Raw genomic sequence first — 18,954 nt, 5'->3', positions numbered from 1 at the left:
TAAGGCATGCCGCCAGCGTTCAATCTGAGCCAGGATCAAACTCTTCAGTTTAATCTCTGTTACTTTGCCGTTTTACCGGCACCATCATTGCTGATGGGTCGCTCACTCAAAAAACTGACAGGCCACTACTTTCGTAGCGCCTATTTCATTATTTCTTGTGAACATTTGATATATTTTAAGTATTACAGCAATCCGAAGATCACTGCTGCACTTACATCAAATGCCCACACTTATCGACTGTTAATTGTTAAAGAACTGTATTCGGTACTGCTTTCGCGCTATCGACAAAGCGTTGTGTTTGTCAGCTGCGAAGAAGGAAGAGTATGAAGCGTTTCGGCCATTTCGTCAACCTTCTTTTTTACTACCCAGCCCCTGAAGGCTGTCCCTTTTGTGCCGCAAACTAGTGCGTCTCATCGGGGAGGCGAATCATATCAAAGACCGTCGAAGTTTGGCAAGCGCTTTTCCAAAAAAGCGTGCATGCCTTCTTTTTGTGCAGGCGTACCGAAGGCGGCCTGGAACAAGCGGCGCTCGTAGGCGACACCATCAGTCAAGGTGGTTTCAAAGGCGCGGTTGACGCAATCCTTGATCATCATGGCCACCGAGGTCGGCATGGCGGCGATAGTCTTGGCGGCAGACAGGGTTTCTTCCAGCAACTTATCGGCCGGCACGACGCGCGACACCAGGCCGATGCGCTCCGCCTCGGTGGCGTCGATGGTGCGCGCCGTCAACAGCAGATCCATGGCCTTGGCCTTGCCGATGGCGCGCGGCAAACGCTGCGTGCCGCCCGCGCCCGGCGTGACGCCGACCTTGATTTCCGGCTGGCCAAATTTGGCGCTGTCGGCGGCGATCAGGAAATCGCACATCATGGCCAGTTCGCAACCGCCACCGAGCGCATAGCCGGCCACCGCACCCACCACAGGTTTGCGCACGCGCAAGATATGTTCCCAGTTGCGGCTGATGTAGCCCTGGGTAAAGGTGTCCGGGTAGGTGTAATCGGCCATGGCGGCGATGTCGGCGCCGGCGGCAAACGCTTTTTCGCTGCCCGTGAGCACGATGCAACCGATATTGTCATCCGCATCGAATTTCAGCAAGGCGTTGCCCAGCTCATTCATCATGTTGTCGTTCAAGGCATTCAAGGCCTTCGGGCGATTCAGGCGGATGACCGCCACTTTGTCCTGGATATCGATGATCAAGTCTTCGTATTGCATATAGTCTCCTCTGGATGAACACGGTGACAACGATTGTAGCGGCTAACGGCAGCGGCGCGGCAGGTGCGCTGCTATTATTGTGAGCCTGATCATTTTCATATCGAGCAAGATATTTTCTCCTCCCTCTTCCAGTACTGCGCCCATTACCTGCGCGGCGACGGCAGCGCCGCCAGCGTCGATTTCCGCCGCCTGTGGTTCAGCAACGGCCTCAATTGCTTCGGCGCCCAGATCACCTCACTGGCCCTGCCCCTGTGCGCGGTGCTGTTACTGCATGCGACGCCGGAACAGATGGGCGTGCTGGTTGCCTTGCAGGCGCTGCCGTTCGCCCTGTTCGGTTTGCCCGTCGGCGTGCTGCTGGACCGGCGCAGCAAGCACCCGATCATGCTGTTCAGCGAAAGCATGTCCGGCCTGGCCCTGGCCAGCGTGGCAGTGGCTTACTGGTGCGGCGTGCTGTCGATGCCGTGGTTATATATAGTAGGGTTCATCATCGGCACGGGCTTCGTCGTGGGCGGCGGCGCCGAGCAGGTGTTTCTGACTTTCCTAGTGGGCCGCGATGGCTTGATCGATGCGCAGTCGAAATTTGCCGCCACCGAATCGGCTTCGCGCCTGATCGGTCCCGGCCTGGCCGGCGTGCTGGTGCAGGTCTTGTCCGCGCCCGTCGCCATCCTGTGCACGGCGTGCGGTTATCTGATTTCCGTCTTCAATTTGCGTGCCATGAGCGTGCGCGACCCACGCCCGGCGCCATCCGACAAGCACGCTTTGCGCGACATCGCCGACGGCTTGCTGTTCGTGTGGCGCGAGCCGCTGCTGCGCGCGCTGGCCTGGGGCGCCGGCATCTGGCACTTCCTGTTTTACGCCAGCATGGCCTTGACGGTGCTGTTCGCCACGCGCGATCTGGGCATGAGTCCTGGCGTGCTGGGCATGACGCAGATGCTGGGCGGCGCCGGCGTGCTACTCAGCGCCTTCATCGTCAAGCCATTGACAAAGCGCTACGGCGCCGGCCGCATCATCCTGATCGGCCTGGCATCCACCTCCGTGTGCTTTGCCCTGACGCCGACGATTCCGGCAGCACTGTTCGGCAGCGCGGCCGCCAGCGCCGTGGCGTATGCCATATTGATGTTCTTTTTCGATTGCGGCGTGATGCTGTTCTTTATTCCCTACCTGGGCCTGCGCCAGAAGGTGACGCCCGACCCCATGCTGGGCCGCATGACGTCGACCATGCGCTTCCTGACGGTGGCGACGGCGCCGCTGGGCGCGCTGGCCGCCGGCTGGATCGCGGAACACTTTGGCGTGCGCAATGGCCTGGCCTGTATCGCGGCCGGCAGCATCCTGTTGACGGTGGCCATGGTGTGGGGCACGCCGCTGCGTAGCGTGCGCACCTGAAGCGATGAACGGGCATACACTGCTAAAAGATTGCCTTGGCGACACTATTCGCGCCAAAGCCTGCGAGGTTTGATTTATATCAAGGTTTTAATTGATGTAAATCCATAAGCTGTCTTACATCACTTGAGGAGCACGCCATGTTTAACACCATCTTATTTCCCACCGACGGCTCGCCGTTGTCCGACAAAGCCGCCGAGACCGCCCTCGCCTTCGCCCAGCTGAACAAAGCCAAGCTGGTCGCCATCAGCGTGGTGCAGCCCTTCCCGTTCTCGCCGATGGCCGACGGCGGCATCGTGCTCGACGCAAGTCTGTATGAACAGCAGATGCAGGAAGCGTCACAACGCGCCATCGACAAGATCGGCGCAGCGGCGCGTGACGCCGGCGTGCCTTTCGAAGGCGTGGTGGCCGTATCGCCGAGCCCGCACGATGAAATCGTCAATGCGGCGCAAACCTACCATTGCGACATCATCCTGATGGCCTCGCATGGCCGCAAGGGCTTGAACAAGTTGTTCGTGGGCAGCGAAACGCAAAAAGTGCTGGCCCACACCCATTTACCCGTCATGGTCCTGCGCTAACCTTGCGCTAGCGCAATCCCCGCCCGGCGCCGCGAGAAACTCAGCGCGCCGGCGCCTGCTTCGGCAACAACACCCACACGGCGCCGCTCTGCTTCATGCGGCCCGCATTCTCGGCCGCTTCCGCGCCAAAGCCAAAGAAATAATCGACCCGGATCGGCCCGCGAATGGCACCGCCCGTATCCTGCGCCATCACCAGGCGCTGCATGGGAATCTCGCTATTGGCTTGCGTGGTGGACAAGAACACGGGCGCGCCCAGCGGCAGGAAGCGCGAATCGATAGCCACCGAACGCTGCGGCGTCAGCGGCACGCCCAGCGCGCCCTTCGGCCCCACTTTCGGATCGGGCAAGCGCTCTTCCTTGAAGAAGACATAGCTCGGGTTGGCGTTGAACAATTCATCCTTGCGCGTGGGATGGCCGGCGATCCACGCCTTGATGCCCTGCGCTGACGCTTGGCTCAGGGTCAGCTCGCCCTTGTCGACCAGGTAGCGGCCGATCGATTTGTACGGATGGCCGTTTTGATCCGCGTACGCCACGCGCACGGTTTCCTGCGTATCGGTCAGCTGCACGCGCCCGGAACCCTGCACTTGCAGGAAGAACGCCTCGACTTCGTCATCCACCCACAGCAATTCCTTGCCCGTGACGGACGTGGCGCGCTCGATGTCGGCGCGGGTTGCGTACGGTATCACCTTCTTGCCGACCAGCTTGCCCCGCAAGCGCATATTTTTCAGTTCCGGATACACGCCGGACAAGTCCACCGAGACCAGATCGTCAGGCACCTTGTACAGCGGTGTCTGGTATGGGCCACCGCGCTTGCGCGCGCCGTGCAGCAATGGCTCGTAATAACCGGTCACCAGTCCAGTATTGGCGCCATCGGCGGTGACGACTTGATTTGGCACAAAGAAGGTCTCGAAAAACAGGCGGATGGCCTTGTCGCTGTCGGCATTGACCTGGCGCGCAATCGTGCACGATTCCTTCCAGTCCGGCCGCTTCACCAGCACGCCGCACGAAGCCATGAAGGCGGGCCAGGCGGCGCGCATGTCGTCGCGGGCCCAGCCAGGCAAGGCGGCAAACTTGGCGGGCACGAACGTGGGCGCCGCCACATCCGTGGCATCCTTGGCATCGGCCGGCTTGGCAGGCACAGGCTTGACGACGGTCGGCGCAATGGCGGGCGCCTTGCCGCTGGAAGCAGCGGGCGGCGCGACGGGCGGCGTGGTGCAGGCGGACAAGACAAGCGCGACGGCGCCGATTGAAACAGGTAGACTACCGCGTGTAAACAGACGGCTGGTAAATGGGCTGCGGGTAAATAACATAGGGATGGGTATGTGGATCTTGATGATAGAGGCGCTGGTGGCGTTCTTCTTGCTGGCATTTATAGTCTGGTGGACCATGTATTCGGGCAAAAAGCCCGCACCGCCGGCGCGCAAGCAGCTCAGTGAAGAGCAGGACGCCACCGAAAAACTGAAATAAGGGGGCAAGCCCCCCCCGGCGTTTCCTTAATGCAGGGTGCGCGGCACCGACAGCACGAACTCGGGAATCGGCGCTTCGAACTGATGGCCGTCTTCGGCCACGCAGAAGTATTCGCCGTGCATCGAGCCTTGCGGCGTGCCCAGCATGGTGCCGCTCGTGTATTCGAACTGCTCGCCCGGCTGCAACAACGGCTGGTGACCGACGGCGCCCAGGCCGCGCACTTCTTCCACCTTGTTGTTCGCATCCGTGATGACCCAGTGGCGCGAAATCAGTTGCGCGCCAGCCGTGCCCGTGTTGACGACGCGGATCGTGTAGCTGAACACGTGCCGCCCCTGGTCCGGTGCCGATTGATCGGGCAGATATTGCGTTTTGACCGTTACCGTAAATTCATAAGTCGCCATCGTCATTCCTCTTCAGACATTGCCAGTCATATTGTGTGTCGCGCGCGACGCATTGGCCATTGCGCGATGCGTATTCTGTGTTTCACCGTACTTCATGAGGCATGGTAACGGCGTCAGGCGTAAAATAGCGCAAATCGCATTTTCTATCCTTTGGCTACTTCACCATGACAACATTCCGTATCGCTCCCAGCATCCTGTCCGCCGACTTTGCCCGCCTGGGCGAGGAAGTGCGCAACGTCGTTACCGCCGGCGCCGACATCATCCACTTCGACGTGATGGATAACCATTACGTGCCGAACCTGACCATCGGCCCGCTGGTGTGCGAAGCGATTCGCCCGCACGTGCAAGTACCCATCGATGTGCATCTGATGGTCAAGCCTGTCGATCGCATTATCCCGGATTTCGCCAAGGCTGGCGCGAACATCATCACCTTTCATCCGGAAGCGTCGGATCACGTCGATCGTTCCTTGCAGTTGATCCGCGACAATGGCTGCAAATCGGGCCTGGTTTTCAACCCAGGCACGCCGCTGCATTACCTGGAACACGTGATGGACAAGATCGACATCATCCTGATCATGTCCGTCAACCCGGGCTTCGGCGGCCAGTCCTTCATTCCGCAAGCGCTGAAGAAAATCGCCGAAGCGCGCCGCATGATCGACGAATCGGGCCGTGACATCATGCTGGAAGTCGATGGCGGCATCAAGATCGACAACATCGCCGCTGCCGCCGCCGCCGGCGCCGACACCTTTGTCGCCGGCTCGGCCATCTTCGGCAAGCCGGACTACAAGGCCGTCATCGACGCCATGCGCGCCGAACTGGCCAAAACGGTGGGCAACTGATGCAAGCGGGCACGGTGAAAGACCACGTACTGGCTGGCGTGCGCGCCGCCATCATCGACCTCGATGGCACGATGCTCGACACCGTGCCCGATTTTCATGTCGCCATCAATGGCATGCGCGCCGAACTGGACCTGGCACCCATCAGCGCCGACGCCATCAAGTTGATGGTGGGCAAGGGTTCGGAAAACCTGATCCGCACCGTGCTGGCGCTCGACTTCGATGACGCCGGCGTGGAACAGCGTTTCGAGCAGGCGATGGAGGGCTACCAGCGTCACTACCTGGCCATCAACGGCCAGTTCAGCACCCTGTATCCGGAGGTCGAAGCGGGGCTGGCGGCGATGAAGGCGGCGGGCCTGCGCCTGGCCTGCGTCACCAACAAGCCGATCGCCTTCGCCCTGCCCCTGCTGAAACTGAAAAACCTGGATCAGTATTTCGAGATCGTCTATGGCGGCGATTCGCTGCCGCAGAAAAAACCGCACCCCATGCCGCTGCTGCAAGTGTGCGCGGACTTCGACTTGCCGCCATCCAAAGTGGTGGCCATCGGCGACTCCTCGAATGACGCGCAAGCGGCCAGGGCTGCGGCTTGTCCCGTACTGACGGTACCGTATGGCTACAATCACGGACACTCTATACACGATACCGATTCCGATGGTATAGTAAAGACACTGCTCGAAGCAGCCCGTTTTATTGGCATGCAAAACTAACCGGCATACTGACCAAACCCAACACCATATCGTGAACACGTTTCTCATCAAAAAACACAATGTCACCCAAACCGGCTCGATTGAGGCCTGGCTTTGGCGACGCTGGCAATCCTGGCAGGCTTAAGGGCCGAGCCGTTACGATTGCTGCCGGTTGTACACACGTCGTTTGCGCATGTTGCGCACGTTGCGTGTCCCGGCAAGTTTTTTGATAACCCACCGCAGGGTTTGTGCACTATGCACACTCATACCCTGACGGCATGGAGAGAAACATGACCGAACTCGAATTCAAATCGCTGGGCCAGCAAGGCTACAACCGCATCCCCCTGATCGCGGAAGCGTTCGCCGACCTGGAAACCCCGCTCACCCTGTACCTGAAACTGGCACAGTCCCAACAAGGCGGCAAGAACACCTTCCTGCTCGAATCCGTCGTCGGCGGCGAACGCTTCGGCCGCTATTCCTTCATCGGCTTGCCTGCCACGACCGTGTTGCGCAGCTATGGCAAACGCACCGAAATCGTCAAGAACGGCAGCGTGATCGAAGAACACGAAGGCAATCCGCTCGACTTCATCGAACAATTCCAGTCGCGCTTCAAGGTGGCCCTGCGCCCCGGCATGCCGCGCTTCTGCGGCGGCCTGGCCGGCTACTTCGGCTACGACACCGTGCGCCACATCGAGAAGAAACTCGCCGGCGGCGCACCGAAAGACGACTTGAAGCTGCCCGACATCCAGCTGATGGTGACGGAAGAACTGGCCGTCATCGACAACCTGTCCGGCAAGCTCTACCTGATCGTCTACGCCGACACGACGCAACCCGAATCGTTTTCGAAAGCACAGCAGCGCCTGAAGGATTTGCGCATGATGCTGCGCCGCGGTGTCGATGCGCCCGTCACCAGTGCTTCCGTGCGCACGGAAACCATCCGCGACTTTTCCAAGGAAGATTACCTGAAGGCCGTCGCCAAGGCGCATGAATACGTGATGGCGGGCGACCTGATGCAGGTGCAGATCGGCCAGCGCATCCGCAAACCTTATGTCGATTCGCCGCTGACTTTGTACCGCGCCTTGCGTTCGCTCAACCCGTCGCCGTATATGTACTTCTATAATTTCGGTGACATGCAGATCATCGGCGCCTCGCCGGAAATTCTGGTGCGCAACGAAAAGACGGCGGACGGCGGCAAGAAAGTCACCTTGCGCCCGATCGCCGGCACCCGCCCGCGCGGCGCCACGCCAGAGCGCGACGCCGAATTGTCGGCCGAGCTGCTGGCCGACCCGAAAGAGATCGCCGAGCACGTGATGCTGATCGACCTGGCGCGCAACGATATCGGCCGCATCGCCGAGACGGGCAGCGTGCAAGTCACCGACCGCATGGTCATCGAAAAATACTCGCACGTGCAGCACATCGTTTCGAACGTGGAAGGCAAGCTGAAGGATGGCCTGTCGAACCTGGACGTGCTGCGCGCGACCTTCCCCGCCGGCACCCTGACGGGCGCGCCGAAAGTGCGCGCCATGGAAGTGATCGACGAACTGGAAATCACCAAGCGCGGCATCTATGGCGGCGCCTGCGGCTACCTGTCGTTTGGCGGCGAAATGGATGTGGCGATCGCCATCCGCACGGGCGTGGTCAAGGACGGCATGCTGTACGTGCAGGCCGCGGCCGGCATCGTGGCCGACTCCATCCCCGAAATGGAATGGCAGGAAACGGAAAACAAGGCGCGTGCCGTACTGCGCGCCGCCGAACAAGTGCAAGATGGCCTGGATGGAGGGTTTTAAGATGCTGCTGATGATCGACAACTACGACTCCTTCACCTACAACATCGTGCAGTATTTCGGCGAGTTGGGCGAAGACGTGCGGGTCTACCGCAACGATGAAATCACGATCGCACAGATCGAGGCGCTGAACCCGGACCGCATCTGCATCTCGCCCGGTCCGAAAGCGCCGGCACAGGCGGGCATTTCCGTGGAAGTGCTCAAGCACTTCGCCGGCAAGAAACCGATACTGGGCGTGTGCCTGGGCCACCAGGCCATCGGCGAAGCGTTTGGCGGCAACGTCATCCGCGCCAAGCAAGTCATGCATGGCAAGACTTCCCTCATCGCGCATACGGGCGTGGGCGTTTTCAAAGACTTGCCCAGCCCCTTCACAGTGATCCGCTACCACTCTTTGGCGATCGAACGCGCCTCGCTGCCTTCCTGCCTGGAAGTGACGGCGTGGACGGACGACGGCGAAATCATGGGCGTACGCCACCGGGAATACGATATCGAGGGCGTGCAGTTCCACCCCGAATCGATCCTCTCGGAGCACGGCCACGCCCTGCTGAAGAACTTTCTCGAGCGCTGATTTTCCGCGCACGCCACGGCGTGCCATCAGTGTCCTCCTGCGCCATCATTGAAGAAGGAAGCATCATGCCGATCACACCACAAGAAGCCCTGCTGCGCTGCATCGAACACCGCGAAATCTTTCACGACGAAATGCTGTACCTGTTCCGCCAGATCATGTCCGGCGAAATGTCGCCCACCATGATCGCCGCCCTCACCATGGGCTTGCGCGTCAAAAAGGAAACCATCGGCGAAATCGCCGCGGCCGCGCAAGTGATGCGCGAGTTTTCCACCAAGGTGCCCATGGCCGACACCACCAACCTGCTCGACATCGTCGGCACGGGCGGTGACGGCGCGCACACGTTCAATATTTCCACCGCCTCGATGTTCGTGGCGGCGGCAGCCGGCGCGCGCGTGGCCAAGCATGGCGGGCGCAGCGTGTCTTCCTCGTCCGGCAGCGCCGACGTGCTGGACTCGCTGGGCGTCAACATCAACCTGCAGCCCGAGCAGATCGCCCAGTCGATCGCGCAAACGGGCATCGGCTTCATGTACGCGCCGAATCACCACGCGGCCATGAAGCATGCGGCGCCCGTGCGCCGCGAGCTGGGCGTGCGCACCATCTTCAATATCCTGGGCCCCTTGACCAATCCCGCCGGCGCGCCGAATATTTTGATGGGCGTGTTCCACGCCGACCTGGTCGGCATCCAGGTGCGCGTGCTGCAGCGCCTGGGCGCGCAGCACGCCATCGTCGTGTATGGCCGCGACAACATGGATGAAGTGTCGCTGGGCGCGGCCACCATGGTCGGTGAACTGGTCAACGGCGAAATCCGTGAATATGAAATCCATCCCGAAGACTTCGGCATGTCGATGATCGCCAGCCGCAACCTGAAGGTGGCCGATTCCGTGGAATCGAAAGCCAAGATGATGGAAGCGCTGCGCGGCGAGCCCGGTGCGGCCGCCGACATCGTCGCCCTGAACGCGGGCACGGCGCTGTACGCGGCCGGCGTGGCCAGTTCGATCGAAGACGGCCTGGCGCGCGCGCGCACCGCCGTCAGTTCGGGCGCGGCCCTGGCGAAACTCGCGCAATTCGTGCAGGTCACGCAACAGCTGGGCACCCCGGCACAAGCGTAAGCTGCCGCCCTCCTTTATAGAATAGCGACCATCATGTCCGACATACTCGATAAAATCCTGGCCGTGAAAGCCGATGAAGTGGCCAGGGCCAAGGCCCGCCGCAGCCTGGCCAGCCTGCGCGGCGACGTGGAAAACGACAGCGCCCTGCGCGCCGGCCTGCGCGGCTTCGAAGCGAGCCTGCGCCAGCACATCGCCGCCGGCAAGCCCGGCATCATCGCCGAAGTGAAAAAGGCGTCGCCATCGAAAGGGGTCATTCGCGCCGACTTCCGCCCGTCTGATATCGCCGCCAGCTATGCCGCGCATGGCGCGGCCTGCCTGTCCGTGCTGACGGATGAACAGTTCTTCCAGGGATCCGTGGAGTACCTGCAGCAGGCGCGCGCCGCCTGCGCCATCCCCGTGCTGCGCAAGGATTTCATGGTCGACATGTACCAGATCTATGAAGCGCGCGCCATGGGCGCCGACTGCATCCTCCTGATCGTCGCGGCGCTCGACCATGGCCTGATGGCCGAAATGGAAGCGTGCGCCCACGAACTGGGCATGGGCGTGCTGATCGAAAGCCACGACGGCGACGAACTGACAGCGGCCCTGAAACTCAAGAGCGCATTGATCGGCATCAACAACCGCAACCTGCGCACCTTCGAAACGTCGCTCGACACGACCATCAAGCTGTTACCGCGCATCCCGCAAGACAAATTGATCATCACGGAATCGGGCATCCACGACACGGCCGACGTGCAACGCATGCGCGATGCGCACATCCACAGCTTCCTCGTGGGCGAAGCGTTCATGCGCGCGCCCGACCCCGGCGTGGAGCTGGAACGCCTGTTCAGTTAAACCATGGTAGGCTGGCGGTCATGAGACACGGAATTATCGTCCTTGCCGCCGCCAGCCTGCTGTCGGCCTGCCAGACTGCGGCCCCGCCGGCGGTGAGCACGCCCACATCCACGCCCCCTCACACGCCAGCCGCGATACAGCTGGCCGCCAGCATCGATGCCTACAAGTCGCTGGTGGCGCAGCAGATCATGGCGGCCAACGCTGCCTACACGTTCAGCGGGCGCCTGCCGCCCATGCTGCCGGCCATCGTCGTGCTCGACCTGAGCGTGGGCCCGGACGGCGAGCTGAAAAGCGTGCACGTACACCGTTCGCGCGACAGCGAAGCATCGGCCGCGGCGCTGGCCGCCGTGCGGCGCGTGCCCACCCTCTTTCCGCCGGCGGCACACCTGATGCACCGCCACGCCCGGACCTTCGATTTCTCCGAAACCTTCCTGTTCAACGACCGGTACCAATTCCAGCTGCGGACCTTGTCCGGTCCACAGTAAACGCGGCGGTATCGAGTTCGATGCGGTCGCGTCCCCGTTCCTTGGCCAGGTACAGGGCCGCATCGGCGCGCGACAACAGCTGTTCCAGCCCTTCCACCACCGACGCCTGGCAAGCGACGCCGATGCTGACCGTACACGGTGGCAGCCCCGCATGACTGGGCTCGCGCAGCAAGGCGCGGATGCGTTCGGCCACGCCCAACGCATTATGCGCCAGCATGTCCGGCATCAGCACGACGAACTCCTCGCCGCCGAAACGCGCCACGCAATCCGATTCACGCAAGGCGCCCTTGATAACGGTGGCCACATGCGCCAGCACCCGGTCACCCACCGCGTGACCGTGGCGGTCATTGATCAATTTGAAGTAATCGAGGTCGATGCTGAGCAATGTCAACGGCAAGCGGCGGCGGCGCAGATTGTCTATCTCGCGCGCATAGGCGTCGCCAAAGCCGCGCCGGTTCAGCACCTGGGTCAGCGGATCGTGGGTCGAGCGGCGCTCCAGTATCTGCTGCAGGCGGCGCGTCGCCATCGTCATGAAGCCCACCGTCAGCAGCAGCGCCATGAAATTGGCGACCGCCAGATAGATGCCGGCCGGCGTGCCGGCCACCATCAGGTTCACGCTGGCGCCGCCATGCAGCAAGGCAGACACGCCGCGCGCCAGCACCACGACGGCTTGCATCAGCATCAGCGCGGCAAAGAAAAAACTCGAGAAATGGCGCTCGCCATGGCGCCATACCAGTTGCACCTGGCGCGCATAAAACAGGAAGACCAGCAGGGAAAAGACCGCCACGCGCGCCGAAAAATCGGGCTGCGCCAGCAACCACCAGCTATTGCCGGCGATGGCCAGGGCAAGTATCAGCAGATAGGCGCGGCGGCTGGGCGCCAGGCCAAAGAATTTTTCCGTGCCCAGCATCGACAGGCCGATGCCGGCCACCAGCGCCGCATTGGCCGCGATCATGGACAATGCCGGCGGCAGCACTTCGCGGGTGCCGAACAGCAGGGACGCGCACACCAGCAACAGCAAGCCGGCCGCCCAATGCCCCAGGCCATGCACCTCGCGCCGGAAACTGCGATACACCGAGAACATGACGATGCTCATCGCCCCGCACATCAGCGTGGTCATCAGCATAATCGTTCGAGGATCGAGGGTTTGCACGTTGGGCGCGATCTAAAAGAAGCGGTTCGGCAATTTTAGTTTAGTTAAAGAAAAATTAGTTCATTTGCAGTAAATATGATGGCAAGCCGCCAGTTTCACCGGATAAGTTGCATTTGGGAAATTGCTGATTGAAATAAAAAACCGGCCAGTGACGGCCGGTTTTCTGTCTTACCGCATGAGCATCATGCCGCGCTAGGACGCTTCGGCCCCGTGGCTTTCTTCGGCGCCGGCAGCAGCGCCAGACTGACGCCGGGCACGCGGTCGCCTTGCAGCACGGCCGCAAATGTCATCAGCTCGTCGCGGCGGAAGGCGTGAATGGCCACCTTGGCGCCGACGGCGTAGCGGCCCAGCAAGGTGTCCAGGTTGGCCGGGTTACCCGTCACGCGCAAGCCATCGATGGCCACCAGCACGTCGCCCGCCGACAGGCCGGCCACGTGCGCGGCGCCGCCCTGGTGCACCTGCGCCAGCTTGGCGTCGTTGCCGTCACGGCCCAGATTGACGTCCAGGCTGGCCTTTTCCGCCTTGCGCGCGTCGCTGTATTTCACGCCGAACGGCGCCAGCAGGCGCGCCAGCGGCACGTCGTCCGTGCCGCGGATGTAGCGCTCGAAGAAGGGCTTCATCCGCGTGCCGGCAATTTCGTCGAACAGGGCTTCGACTTCGGCCGGCGTCACGCCGCGGCCTTTGCCTTCTCCCTTGCCCTTGTAGAAATCGCGGCCATAACGCTGCCACAACGCCTGCATCACGTCGTCCAGCGACTTTTCGCCATTCGTCTTCGTGCGCAGTGTCAGATCGAAGGCCAGCGCGATCAGCGAACCCTTGGTGTAGTAGCTGACGATGGCGTTCGGCGCGTTTTCATCCTGGCGGTAGTACTTGCCCCAGGCGTCGAAGCTGGAATCGGCCACGCTTTGCTTCGTGCGGCCGCTGCCGCGCAAGACGCTGTTGACGGTTTTCCCCAGCAATTTGAAATAGGCTGCCTCGTCGATCAGGCCCGCGCGCACCAGCATCAGGTCATCGTAATAGCTGGTGAAGCCCTCGAACAGCCACAGCAGCGGCGAATAGCTTTCCGCCTGCAGGTTGTACGGCGCGAAGGCGGCCGGCTTGATGCGCTTGACGTTCCAGGTGTGGAAGTACTCGTGGCTGCACAAGCCCAGGAATTTCAGGTAGCCGTCGCCGATTTCCGTGCTGTTTGAAGCCGTCGTCGGCAGGTCGGCACGCGCGCAGATCAGCGCCGTCGAGGCGCGGTGTTCCAGGCCGCCGTATCCGTCGCCGACGGCCATGGTCATGAACACATAGCGGTCCATCGGCGCTTTTTTGGTCTTCGGCTCGAAGAAGGCGATCTGCGTTTCGCAGATGGCTTTCAGGTCGCGGCACAGGCGGTTCAGGTCCAGGTTCGGCACCTTGCCCGTGATGACGATATCGTGCGGCACGCCATGCGCGGTGAAAGTGGCCAGCGCGAAGTCGCCCATTTCCACCGGGTGGTCGATCAGCTCATCGTAGTTGGCCGCCTGGTAGCTGCCGAAGCCATAGCGCTTCGCTTTCAATTCCGGCAGGGTGGTGGCCACTCTCCAAGTCTTGCAGACCGCATCCTTCGGCTGCACGATGTGCACTTCGTGCGCATCGGCCTCCTGGCCCAGCACGCGCAGGAACACGCTGGTGCCGTTGAAGAAGCCGTGGTTCTGGTCCAGGTGGGCGGCGCGCACGGACAAGTCCCAGGCGTAGACGTCGTATTCGACCGTCAAGGCGCCGGTGCACGGGGCGGCTTGCCACGAATGCTTGTCCAGCTTGGTCAGCGCCACGGCCTTGCCATCGGATTCGGCGCGGATGCTGACGATATTGCGCGAAAATTCGCGGATCATGTAGCTGCCCGGGATCCAGGCCGGCAAGGCAAATACCTGGCCGATGGCGGCCGGCGACTTGACGGTCAACGTCACCTTGAACATGTGACCGGCCAGGTCGGCTGCGGCAATGCTGTAGATGATGCCGGCGGCCGGTGTGGTTTTCACTGCGGTTCTTGCCGCGGCTTTGCTTGTGGCTTTGCTTGTGGCTTTGCCGCTTGCCTTGGCTCCCGCCTTGGCGGTGATTTTTTGAATCGGTGCTTTCTTCATGTTTTCCTCGTGTCTGGCATGGATGTTCTACAATCGCCCGGGCGCGCCAGGCGCCGGCGACAAATCGTCAGGTGTATCAATATCGCGCAAGATGCCGCTGTCGTCCACTGCTACTTCGCACACGGCATGGCTGTTGACGATGCTGCGCGCGCCCTGGTCGCCATCGAGTGCCAGCAGCAGCGGCAAGTGAAAGGCGCTGAACGCGACAGGATTGCCGCGCCGTCCCCGGAACACGGGCACGGCGATGCGCGCGCCATCGCCGATGGCGTGCGACAAGGCGGCGATTGTAGCCGCTTCCACACTAGGCATGTCGCCCAGCGCGATTAGCCAGCCCGGCGCGCCGCGCACGTGACCGATGGCGCAGGTGAGCGAAGCGGCCATGCCCGTGTCGGCATCATGGCAGACGCGCACCTCGCAGCCCAGCGCACCGAGCTGGCGCGCGACCTCGGCATCGTCGGGGCGCACCACGGCCAGCACGCGCGGCAAGGCAGCCAGCATGTTCCTCGCTGCCGCCACCACCACCGGCAGACCCGCGTGCGGTCCTTCCGCCAATGGCTGCAATAATTTGTTCTGCACGCCGGAAGGGTCGAACCTGCGTCCCCTTCCGGCTGCCAGCAAGATGCCGACCGTGCTCAAAAAACCGCTACCGTCATGCGGCCGCCAAATCGAATGGCAGCTTGCGCAGGCGCTTGCCCGTCAGCGCGAACAGCGCGTTGGCGAAGGCGGGCGCCAGCGGCGGCACGCCCGGCTCGCCCATGCCCGTCGGCGCATCGCCAGACGGCACCAGGTGCACCTCGATCACCGGCATGTCGGGCATGCGCGGCACGGGGTAGTCGCCGAAGTTCTGCTGCTCCACCACGCCATCCTTGAGCGTGATGGCCGCGCCGGGAATCGTCATGCCCAGCGCCATCAGCGCGGCGCCCTGCACTTGCGCCTCGATCGTCAGCGGATTGACGGCCAGGTTGCAATGCACGCCCGCCCATACCTGGTGCAGCTTGGGCGCGCCTTGCACCACCGACGCCGTCACCACGTAGGCAACCACGGAATTGAACGATTCATGCATGGCCACGCCCCAGGCTTGCCCCTTCGGCAGCTTCTTCTTGCCGTAGCCGGACTTGGCCACGGCCAGGTCCAGCGCGGCAATGTGGCGCGTATGCTTGGCGTCGATCAGCTGCTTGCGGTAGGCGACGGGATCCATCTTCGCCACGTGCGCCGCCTCATCGATCAGGGTTTCCATGACGAAGGCCGTGTGCGTCGAGCCGACGGAGCGCCACCACAGCACGGGCACGTTCGCCTTGGCCGTGTGCACGGACAGTTTCATCGGCAGGGTGTACGGCTCGCCCATGCCTTCGACCATGGTGCCGTCGACGCCATTTTTCACCATGAAGGCTTCGAACGGCGTGCCGGCCATGATGGACTGGCCCACGATGGTATGGTCCCAGGCGAGGATTTTCCCCTTGGCGTCGAGGCCGATCTGCGCGCGGTGTACGTGCGACGGCCGGTAGTAGCCGCCCTTGATGTCGTCCTCGCGGCTCCACATCAGCTTTAACGGGCCGCCCTTGCCCGCCGCCCGCCAGGCCTTGGCGACGTTGACGGCTTCGACCACGTAGTCGGACGAGGGCACGGCGCGCCGGCCGAAGCCGCCGCCGGCCATCATCGTGTGCAGGGTCACCTGCTCCGGTTTCAGGCCGGAGGTCGCCGCGATGGCCGCCTGGTCGCCCGTCTGGAATTGCGAACCGACCCACATCGTGCATTTGTCTGCCTGCAGGTCAACGACGCAATTGAGCGGCTCCATCGGCGCGTGCGCCAGGTAGGGAAATTCGTAGTCGGCTTCGATCTTTTTCGGCGCCGAGGCCAGCTTGCCCATGTCGGCAGGTTTGGCGACGGTGCCCGGCGTTTTCGCCAGCGCCTTGAAGGCGGCCAGCTGCTTGTCGCTGCTGACCTTTTCCACGGCGCTCGTGTCCCATTCGATCACCAGCGCGTCGCGCCCCTGTTTGGCCGGCCAGTAGCCTTCGGCGATGACGGCCACGCCGCTGCCGCCACGGTCGGTTTTGACTTCCAGCACGTCCAGCACGCCCTTGATGGCTTTCGCCTTGCTGGCGTCGAATTTCGCCACTTTCGCGCCAAACACGGGCGGGCGCGCCACCATGGCCACTTTCGCGCCAGGAGGCTTGAAGTCGATGCCGAACTGCTGCTTGCCCGTGGATTTGGCGGCCGCGTCCAGGCGTTTCACTGGCTTGCCGATGATGGCAAAGTCGCGCGGGTCCTTCAGCTTGACAGTGGCGGGGACTGGCTGGCGCATGGCAGCGTCGGCAAATTCGCCATACGTGGCCTTTTGTCCGCCGGGGCCATACAGCACGCCCTTGGCGGCGCGCACCTGGTCGGGGCTGACTTTCCATTGTGCGGCGGCGGCGCCCACCAGCATGGCGCGCGCCTTGGCGCCGATTTCGCGGTACTGCGTAAACGAATGGGCGATGCTGCCCGAACCGCCCGTCATCTGCATGCCGTAGGCGGCATCCTTGTACTGCTCGCCGGCAGGCGCCAGTGCGCCGTGCACCAGGCTCCAGTCGGCGTCGAGTTCCTCGGCGATCAGCATGGGCAAGCTCGTTTGCACGCCCTGGCCGAATTCCAGCCGGTTCACCTGCACCGTCACCGTGTTATCGGGGGCGATGTGCAGGAAAGCGTTTGGCGCGTACACGGGCTTGGCGGGTGCGGCATCGGCCGCCTGCGCCAGCTTGCCTGCACCCGGCAGGAAAAAGCCCAGCATCAAGCCGCCGCCGGCCACCGCACCGGCCTTCATGAAACCGCGCCGCGACACGCCATCGGCCACGCCCGGCGAAGCCGATGCCAGCGCCGCGCCCAGGGTCACCCCGCCATGCTGCAATGCTTCCTGATTCAACCATTCGATACGCATGTCGCTCTCCTCAGGCCAGGGTCTTGGCCGCGTCCTTGATGGCCGCGCGGATCCGTTGATAGGTGCCGCAGCGGCAGATATTGCCGCTCATGGCGCCGTCGATGTCGGCATCGCTGGGCGCCTTGTTGGTGCGCAGCAGCGCCGTGGCACTCATCACCTGGCCGCTTTGACAGTAGCCGCATTGCGGCACGTCGTGCCGCACCCACGCCGCCTGCACGGCCTTGCCCACCTGGTCGTTTTCCATCGCTTCGATGGTGGTGATCTTTTGCGCGCCGACGGAGGAAATCGGCGTGATGCACGAGCGGATGGCCTGGCCGTCGAGGTGCACCGTGCAGGCGCCGCACAGCGCCATGCCGCAGCCGAACTTGGTGCCCGTCATGTTCAGGTTATCGCGCAGCGCCCACAGGATGGGCGTGGAAGGATCGGCATCGACCTGCGTGTCGCGTCCGTTGATATTCAGGGTAATCATCTGCTGCTTCTCCTTTTTTGAATTGTTATGGCGTCTACAAACAACACTTGAGGATACGACAGCGGAAAAAAGTGCAAAAAAAAGCGCGCCTTGCGAGGGCGCGCCGTCCAGCCTTCCTGGCGACAGCCCGGATTACTTAATGGTCGAGAATTTCTGTTCCAGCGTTTTCGCATCGACCGCGCCCGGAATGCGGCTGCCGTCGGCAAAGAAGATGGCAGGCGTGCCCGACACGCGCAATTGCTGGCCCAGGGCCAGGATTTTTTCATGCGGATTGGCGCAGGTGGCGGCTACCGTGGCTGGCGCCTTGCCGTTCAACATCCAGTCATCCCATGCCTTGTTGCGGTCCGGCGCGCACCAGACATTGCGCGACTTGACGATGGAGTCCGGCGACAGGATGTTGTACATGAAGGTGTAGACGGTGACGTTGTCGATTTCCTTCAGCGCGTTCTGGCGGAAGCGCTTGCAATAGCCGCAGTTCGGATCTTCGAACACGGCGATCACGCGCTTGCCATTGCCCTTGACGGTCTTCATGGCGGAGTCGAGCGGCAAGTCGGAGAATTTGATGCGGTTGACTTCGTCCAGGCGCACCTTGGTCAGGTCTTGCGACGTCTTGGCGTCGAAGACGTGGCCGACGAACAGGTATTGCGCGGCCTTGTCCGTGTACAGGATGTCGCCGCCCGTGCGCACTTCGTACAGGCCGCCGTACGGCGTTTCCTTGACCGAATCGACCTTGGCGCCTTCGCCCAGGCGCGGCTCGATCAGCTTTTTGATGTTCGCTTCCGTTGGCGTTTCCGCGCCGGCGCACGACATCATCAGGCCCGAGGCCAGTACCAATGCGATTCTGCTCATTTTTATCACTATCACTTCTCCACTTGAAACGCCTGGCGGGACTCGCCTCTGGCCCGGCATCGTTATCTCTTTGACAAAACGATCGCCGCAGACCAGCTGCGGCGACCTTGAATTTTCACACCTGCCATT

Annotated in this window: 19 protein-coding genes; 10 read left to right on the top strand and 9 right to left on the bottom strand. The window is 62.3% G+C overall.

Annotation, left to right across the window (positions count from 1 at the left end; all coding sequences use genetic code 11):
- Positions 1 to 431 precede the first annotated feature (431 nt).
- Complete coding sequence (locus O3298_RS24020; protein ID WP_289919222.1) at positions 432 to 1,208, bottom strand: enoyl-CoA hydratase; 777 nt, start codon at positions 1,206 to 1,208, stop codon at positions 432 to 434.
- 63 nt (positions 1,209 to 1,271) lie between these two features.
- Here O3298_RS24020 and O3298_RS24015 point away from each other — a divergent pair, with 63 nt between their 5' ends.
- Together O3298_RS24015 and O3298_RS24010 are read left to right on the top strand one after the other, a co-directional pair.
- Positions 1,272 to 2,591, top strand: coding sequence for an MFS transporter (locus tag O3298_RS24015; protein WP_305060704.1), 1,320 nt, complete (start codon positions 1,272 to 1,274; stop codon positions 2,589 to 2,591).
- 137 nt (positions 2,592 to 2,728) lie between these two features.
- Positions 2,729 to 3,166: a universal stress protein gene (locus O3298_RS24010; RefSeq protein ID WP_077399338.1), complete on the top strand. Its 438-nt coding sequence runs from the start codon at positions 2,729 to 2,731 to the stop codon at positions 3,164 to 3,166.
- A gap of 40 nt (positions 3,167 to 3,206) precedes the next feature.
- On the opposite strand, the gene O3298_RS24005 is transcribed toward O3298_RS24010, so the two are convergent.
- On the bottom strand, positions 3,207 to 4,391 hold the full coding sequence (locus O3298_RS24005) for a murein transglycosylase A (protein ID WP_306558300.1): 1,185 nt from the start codon (positions 4,389 to 4,391) through the stop codon (positions 3,207 to 3,209).
- A gap of 94 nt (positions 4,392 to 4,485) precedes the next feature.
- Between O3298_RS24005 and O3298_RS24000 the strand changes: the two genes are divergently transcribed.
- Positions 4,486 to 4,632, top strand: a complete 147-nt coding sequence (locus O3298_RS24000; RefSeq protein ID WP_167468630.1) for a hypothetical protein — start codon at positions 4,486 to 4,488, stop codon at positions 4,630 to 4,632.
- 26 nt (positions 4,633 to 4,658) lie between these two features.
- Here O3298_RS24000 and apaG read toward each other — a convergent pair whose 3' ends face one another.
- Positions 4,659 to 5,033 carry a Co2+/Mg2+ efflux protein ApaG gene (apaG, locus tag O3298_RS23995; RefSeq protein WP_034785627.1) on the bottom strand — a complete coding sequence of 125 codons (375 nt, stop codon included), beginning with the start codon at positions 5,031 to 5,033 and terminating at the stop codon, positions 4,659 to 4,661.
- A 164-nt stretch (positions 5,034 to 5,197) separates the two neighbouring features.
- On the opposite strand from apaG, the gene rpe reads away from it, so the two are divergent.
- The 7 genes from rpe (at position 5,198) to O3298_RS23960 (ending at position 11,335) form a co-directional block, all read left to right on the top strand.
- Entirely contained in the window at positions 5,198 to 5,872 is a 675-nt protein-coding gene (rpe, locus tag O3298_RS23990; protein ID WP_077399332.1) for a ribulose-phosphate 3-epimerase, read from the top strand.
- Positions 5,872 to 6,576 (top strand): phosphoglycolate phosphatase, encoded by a 705-nt coding sequence (locus tag O3298_RS23985; protein ID WP_289919228.1) that lies wholly within the window; start codon positions 5,872 to 5,874, stop codon positions 6,574 to 6,576. Before rpe ends, O3298_RS23985 begins: the two co-directional genes overlap by 1 nt.
- Positions 6,577 to 6,845: 269 nt before the next feature.
- Positions 6,846 to 8,342 (top strand): anthranilate synthase component I, encoded by a 1,497-nt coding sequence (gene trpE, locus O3298_RS23980; protein ID WP_305060703.1) that lies wholly within the window; start codon positions 6,846 to 6,848, stop codon positions 8,340 to 8,342.
- A gap of 1 nt (position 8,343) precedes the next feature.
- The gene (locus O3298_RS23975) at positions 8,344 to 8,907 is read left to right on the top strand and encodes an aminodeoxychorismate/anthranilate synthase component II (protein WP_099665565.1); all 564 of its coding nucleotides are present in this window, start codon (positions 8,344 to 8,346) and stop codon (positions 8,905 to 8,907) included.
- A gap of 65 nt (positions 8,908 to 8,972) precedes the next feature.
- Entirely contained in the window at positions 8,973 to 10,016 is a 1,044-nt protein-coding gene (trpD, locus tag O3298_RS23970; protein WP_289912251.1) for an anthranilate phosphoribosyltransferase, read from the top strand.
- Positions 10,017 to 10,049: 33 nt separating this feature from the next.
- Entirely contained in the window at positions 10,050 to 10,850 is an 801-nt protein-coding gene (gene trpC / locus O3298_RS23965; protein ID WP_289919230.1) for an indole-3-glycerol phosphate synthase TrpC, read from the top strand.
- A gap of 20 nt (positions 10,851 to 10,870) precedes the next feature.
- On the top strand, positions 10,871 to 11,335 hold the full coding sequence (locus O3298_RS23960) for a hypothetical protein (protein ID WP_305060702.1): 465 nt from the start codon (positions 10,871 to 10,873) through the stop codon (positions 11,333 to 11,335).
- Here the strand turns inward: O3298_RS23960 and O3298_RS23955 are convergent.
- The 6 genes from O3298_RS23955 to O3298_RS23930 form a co-directional block, all read right to left on the bottom strand.
- On the bottom strand, positions 11,286 to 12,455 hold the full coding sequence (locus O3298_RS23955; RefSeq protein ID WP_305060701.1) for a GGDEF domain-containing protein: 1,170 nt from the start codon (positions 12,453 to 12,455) through the stop codon (positions 11,286 to 11,288). The two genes, O3298_RS23960 and O3298_RS23955, sit on opposite strands and share 50 nt — an antisense overlap.
- A 215-nt stretch (positions 12,456 to 12,670) precedes the next feature.
- The gene (locus O3298_RS23950) at positions 12,671 to 14,491 is read right to left on the bottom strand and encodes a M61 family metallopeptidase (protein WP_305060700.1); all 1,821 of its coding nucleotides are present in this window, start codon (positions 14,489 to 14,491) and stop codon (positions 12,671 to 12,673) included.
- 129 nt (positions 14,492 to 14,620) lie between these two features.
- Positions 14,621 to 15,229, bottom strand: a complete 609-nt coding sequence (locus O3298_RS23945; RefSeq protein ID WP_305053956.1) for a nucleotidyltransferase family protein — start codon at positions 15,227 to 15,229, stop codon at positions 14,621 to 14,623.
- A gap of 13 nt (positions 15,230 to 15,242) precedes the next feature.
- Entirely contained in the window at positions 15,243 to 17,507 is a 2,265-nt protein-coding gene (locus O3298_RS23940) for a xanthine dehydrogenase family protein molybdopterin-binding subunit (protein WP_305060699.1), read from the bottom strand.
- Between the two features lie 10 nt (positions 17,508 to 17,517).
- Complete coding sequence (locus O3298_RS23935) at positions 17,518 to 17,976, bottom strand: (2Fe-2S)-binding protein (RefSeq protein ID WP_099665572.1); 459 nt, start codon at positions 17,974 to 17,976, stop codon at positions 17,518 to 17,520.
- Positions 17,977 to 18,108: 132 nt separating this feature from the next.
- A complete protein-coding gene (locus tag O3298_RS23930) occupies positions 18,109 to 18,825 on the bottom strand; it encodes a DsbC family protein (RefSeq protein ID WP_034785648.1) in 717 nt (238 codons plus the stop codon).
- Between the last annotated feature and the right edge of the window lie 129 nt (positions 18,826 to 18,954).

The sequence above is a fragment of the Janthinobacterium sp. SUN137 genome (assembly GCF_030587265.1).
Lineage (GTDB): Bacteria > Pseudomonadota > Gammaproteobacteria > Burkholderiales > Burkholderiaceae_D > Janthinobacterium > Janthinobacterium kumbetense.
The sequence above is the reverse complement of the archived record's forward strand: the minus strand, read 5'-3'. Positions and strand labels throughout refer to the sequence as shown.

Coding starts and splice junctions, on each gene's coding strand:
- O3298_RS24020 (WP_289919222.1), bottom strand. CDS start 1,208: ATGCAATACGAAGACTTGATCATCGATATCCAGGACAAAGTGGCGGTC.
- O3298_RS24010 (WP_077399338.1), top strand. CDS start 2,729: ATGTTTAACACCATCTTATTTCCCACCGACGGCTCGCCGTTGTCCGAC.
- O3298_RS24000 (WP_167468630.1), top strand. CDS start 4,486: ATGTGGATCTTGATGATAGAGGCGCTGGTGGCGTTCTTCTTGCTGGCA.
- apaG (WP_034785627.1), bottom strand. CDS start 5,033: ATGGCGACTTATGAATTTACGGTAACGGTCAAAACGCAATATCTGCCC.
- rpe (WP_077399332.1), top strand. CDS start 5,198: ATGACAACATTCCGTATCGCTCCCAGCATCCTGTCCGCCGACTTTGCC.
- O3298_RS23985 (WP_289919228.1), top strand. CDS start 5,872: ATGCAAGCGGGCACGGTGAAAGACCACGTACTGGCTGGCGTGCGCGCC.
- trpE (WP_305060703.1), top strand. CDS start 6,846: ATGACCGAACTCGAATTCAAATCGCTGGGCCAGCAAGGCTACAACCGC.
- O3298_RS23975 (WP_099665565.1), top strand. CDS start 8,344: ATGCTGCTGATGATCGACAACTACGACTCCTTCACCTACAACATCGTG.
- trpD (WP_289912251.1), top strand. CDS start 8,973: ATGCCGATCACACCACAAGAAGCCCTGCTGCGCTGCATCGAACACCGC.
- trpC (WP_289919230.1), top strand. CDS start 10,050: ATGTCCGACATACTCGATAAAATCCTGGCCGTGAAAGCCGATGAAGTG.
- O3298_RS23960 (WP_305060702.1), top strand. CDS start 10,871: ATGAGACACGGAATTATCGTCCTTGCCGCCGCCAGCCTGCTGTCGGCC.
- O3298_RS23955 (WP_305060701.1), bottom strand. CDS start 12,455: ATGACCACGCTGATGTGCGGGGCGATGAGCATCGTCATGTTCTCGGTG.
- O3298_RS23940 (WP_305060699.1), bottom strand. CDS start 17,507: ATGCGTATCGAATGGTTGAATCAGGAAGCATTGCAGCATGGCGGGGTG.
- O3298_RS23935 (WP_099665572.1), bottom strand. CDS start 17,976: ATGATTACCCTGAATATCAACGGACGCGACACGCAGGTCGATGCCGAT.
- O3298_RS23930 (WP_034785648.1), bottom strand. CDS start 18,825: ATGAGCAGAATCGCATTGGTACTGGCCTCGGGCCTGATGATGTCGTGC.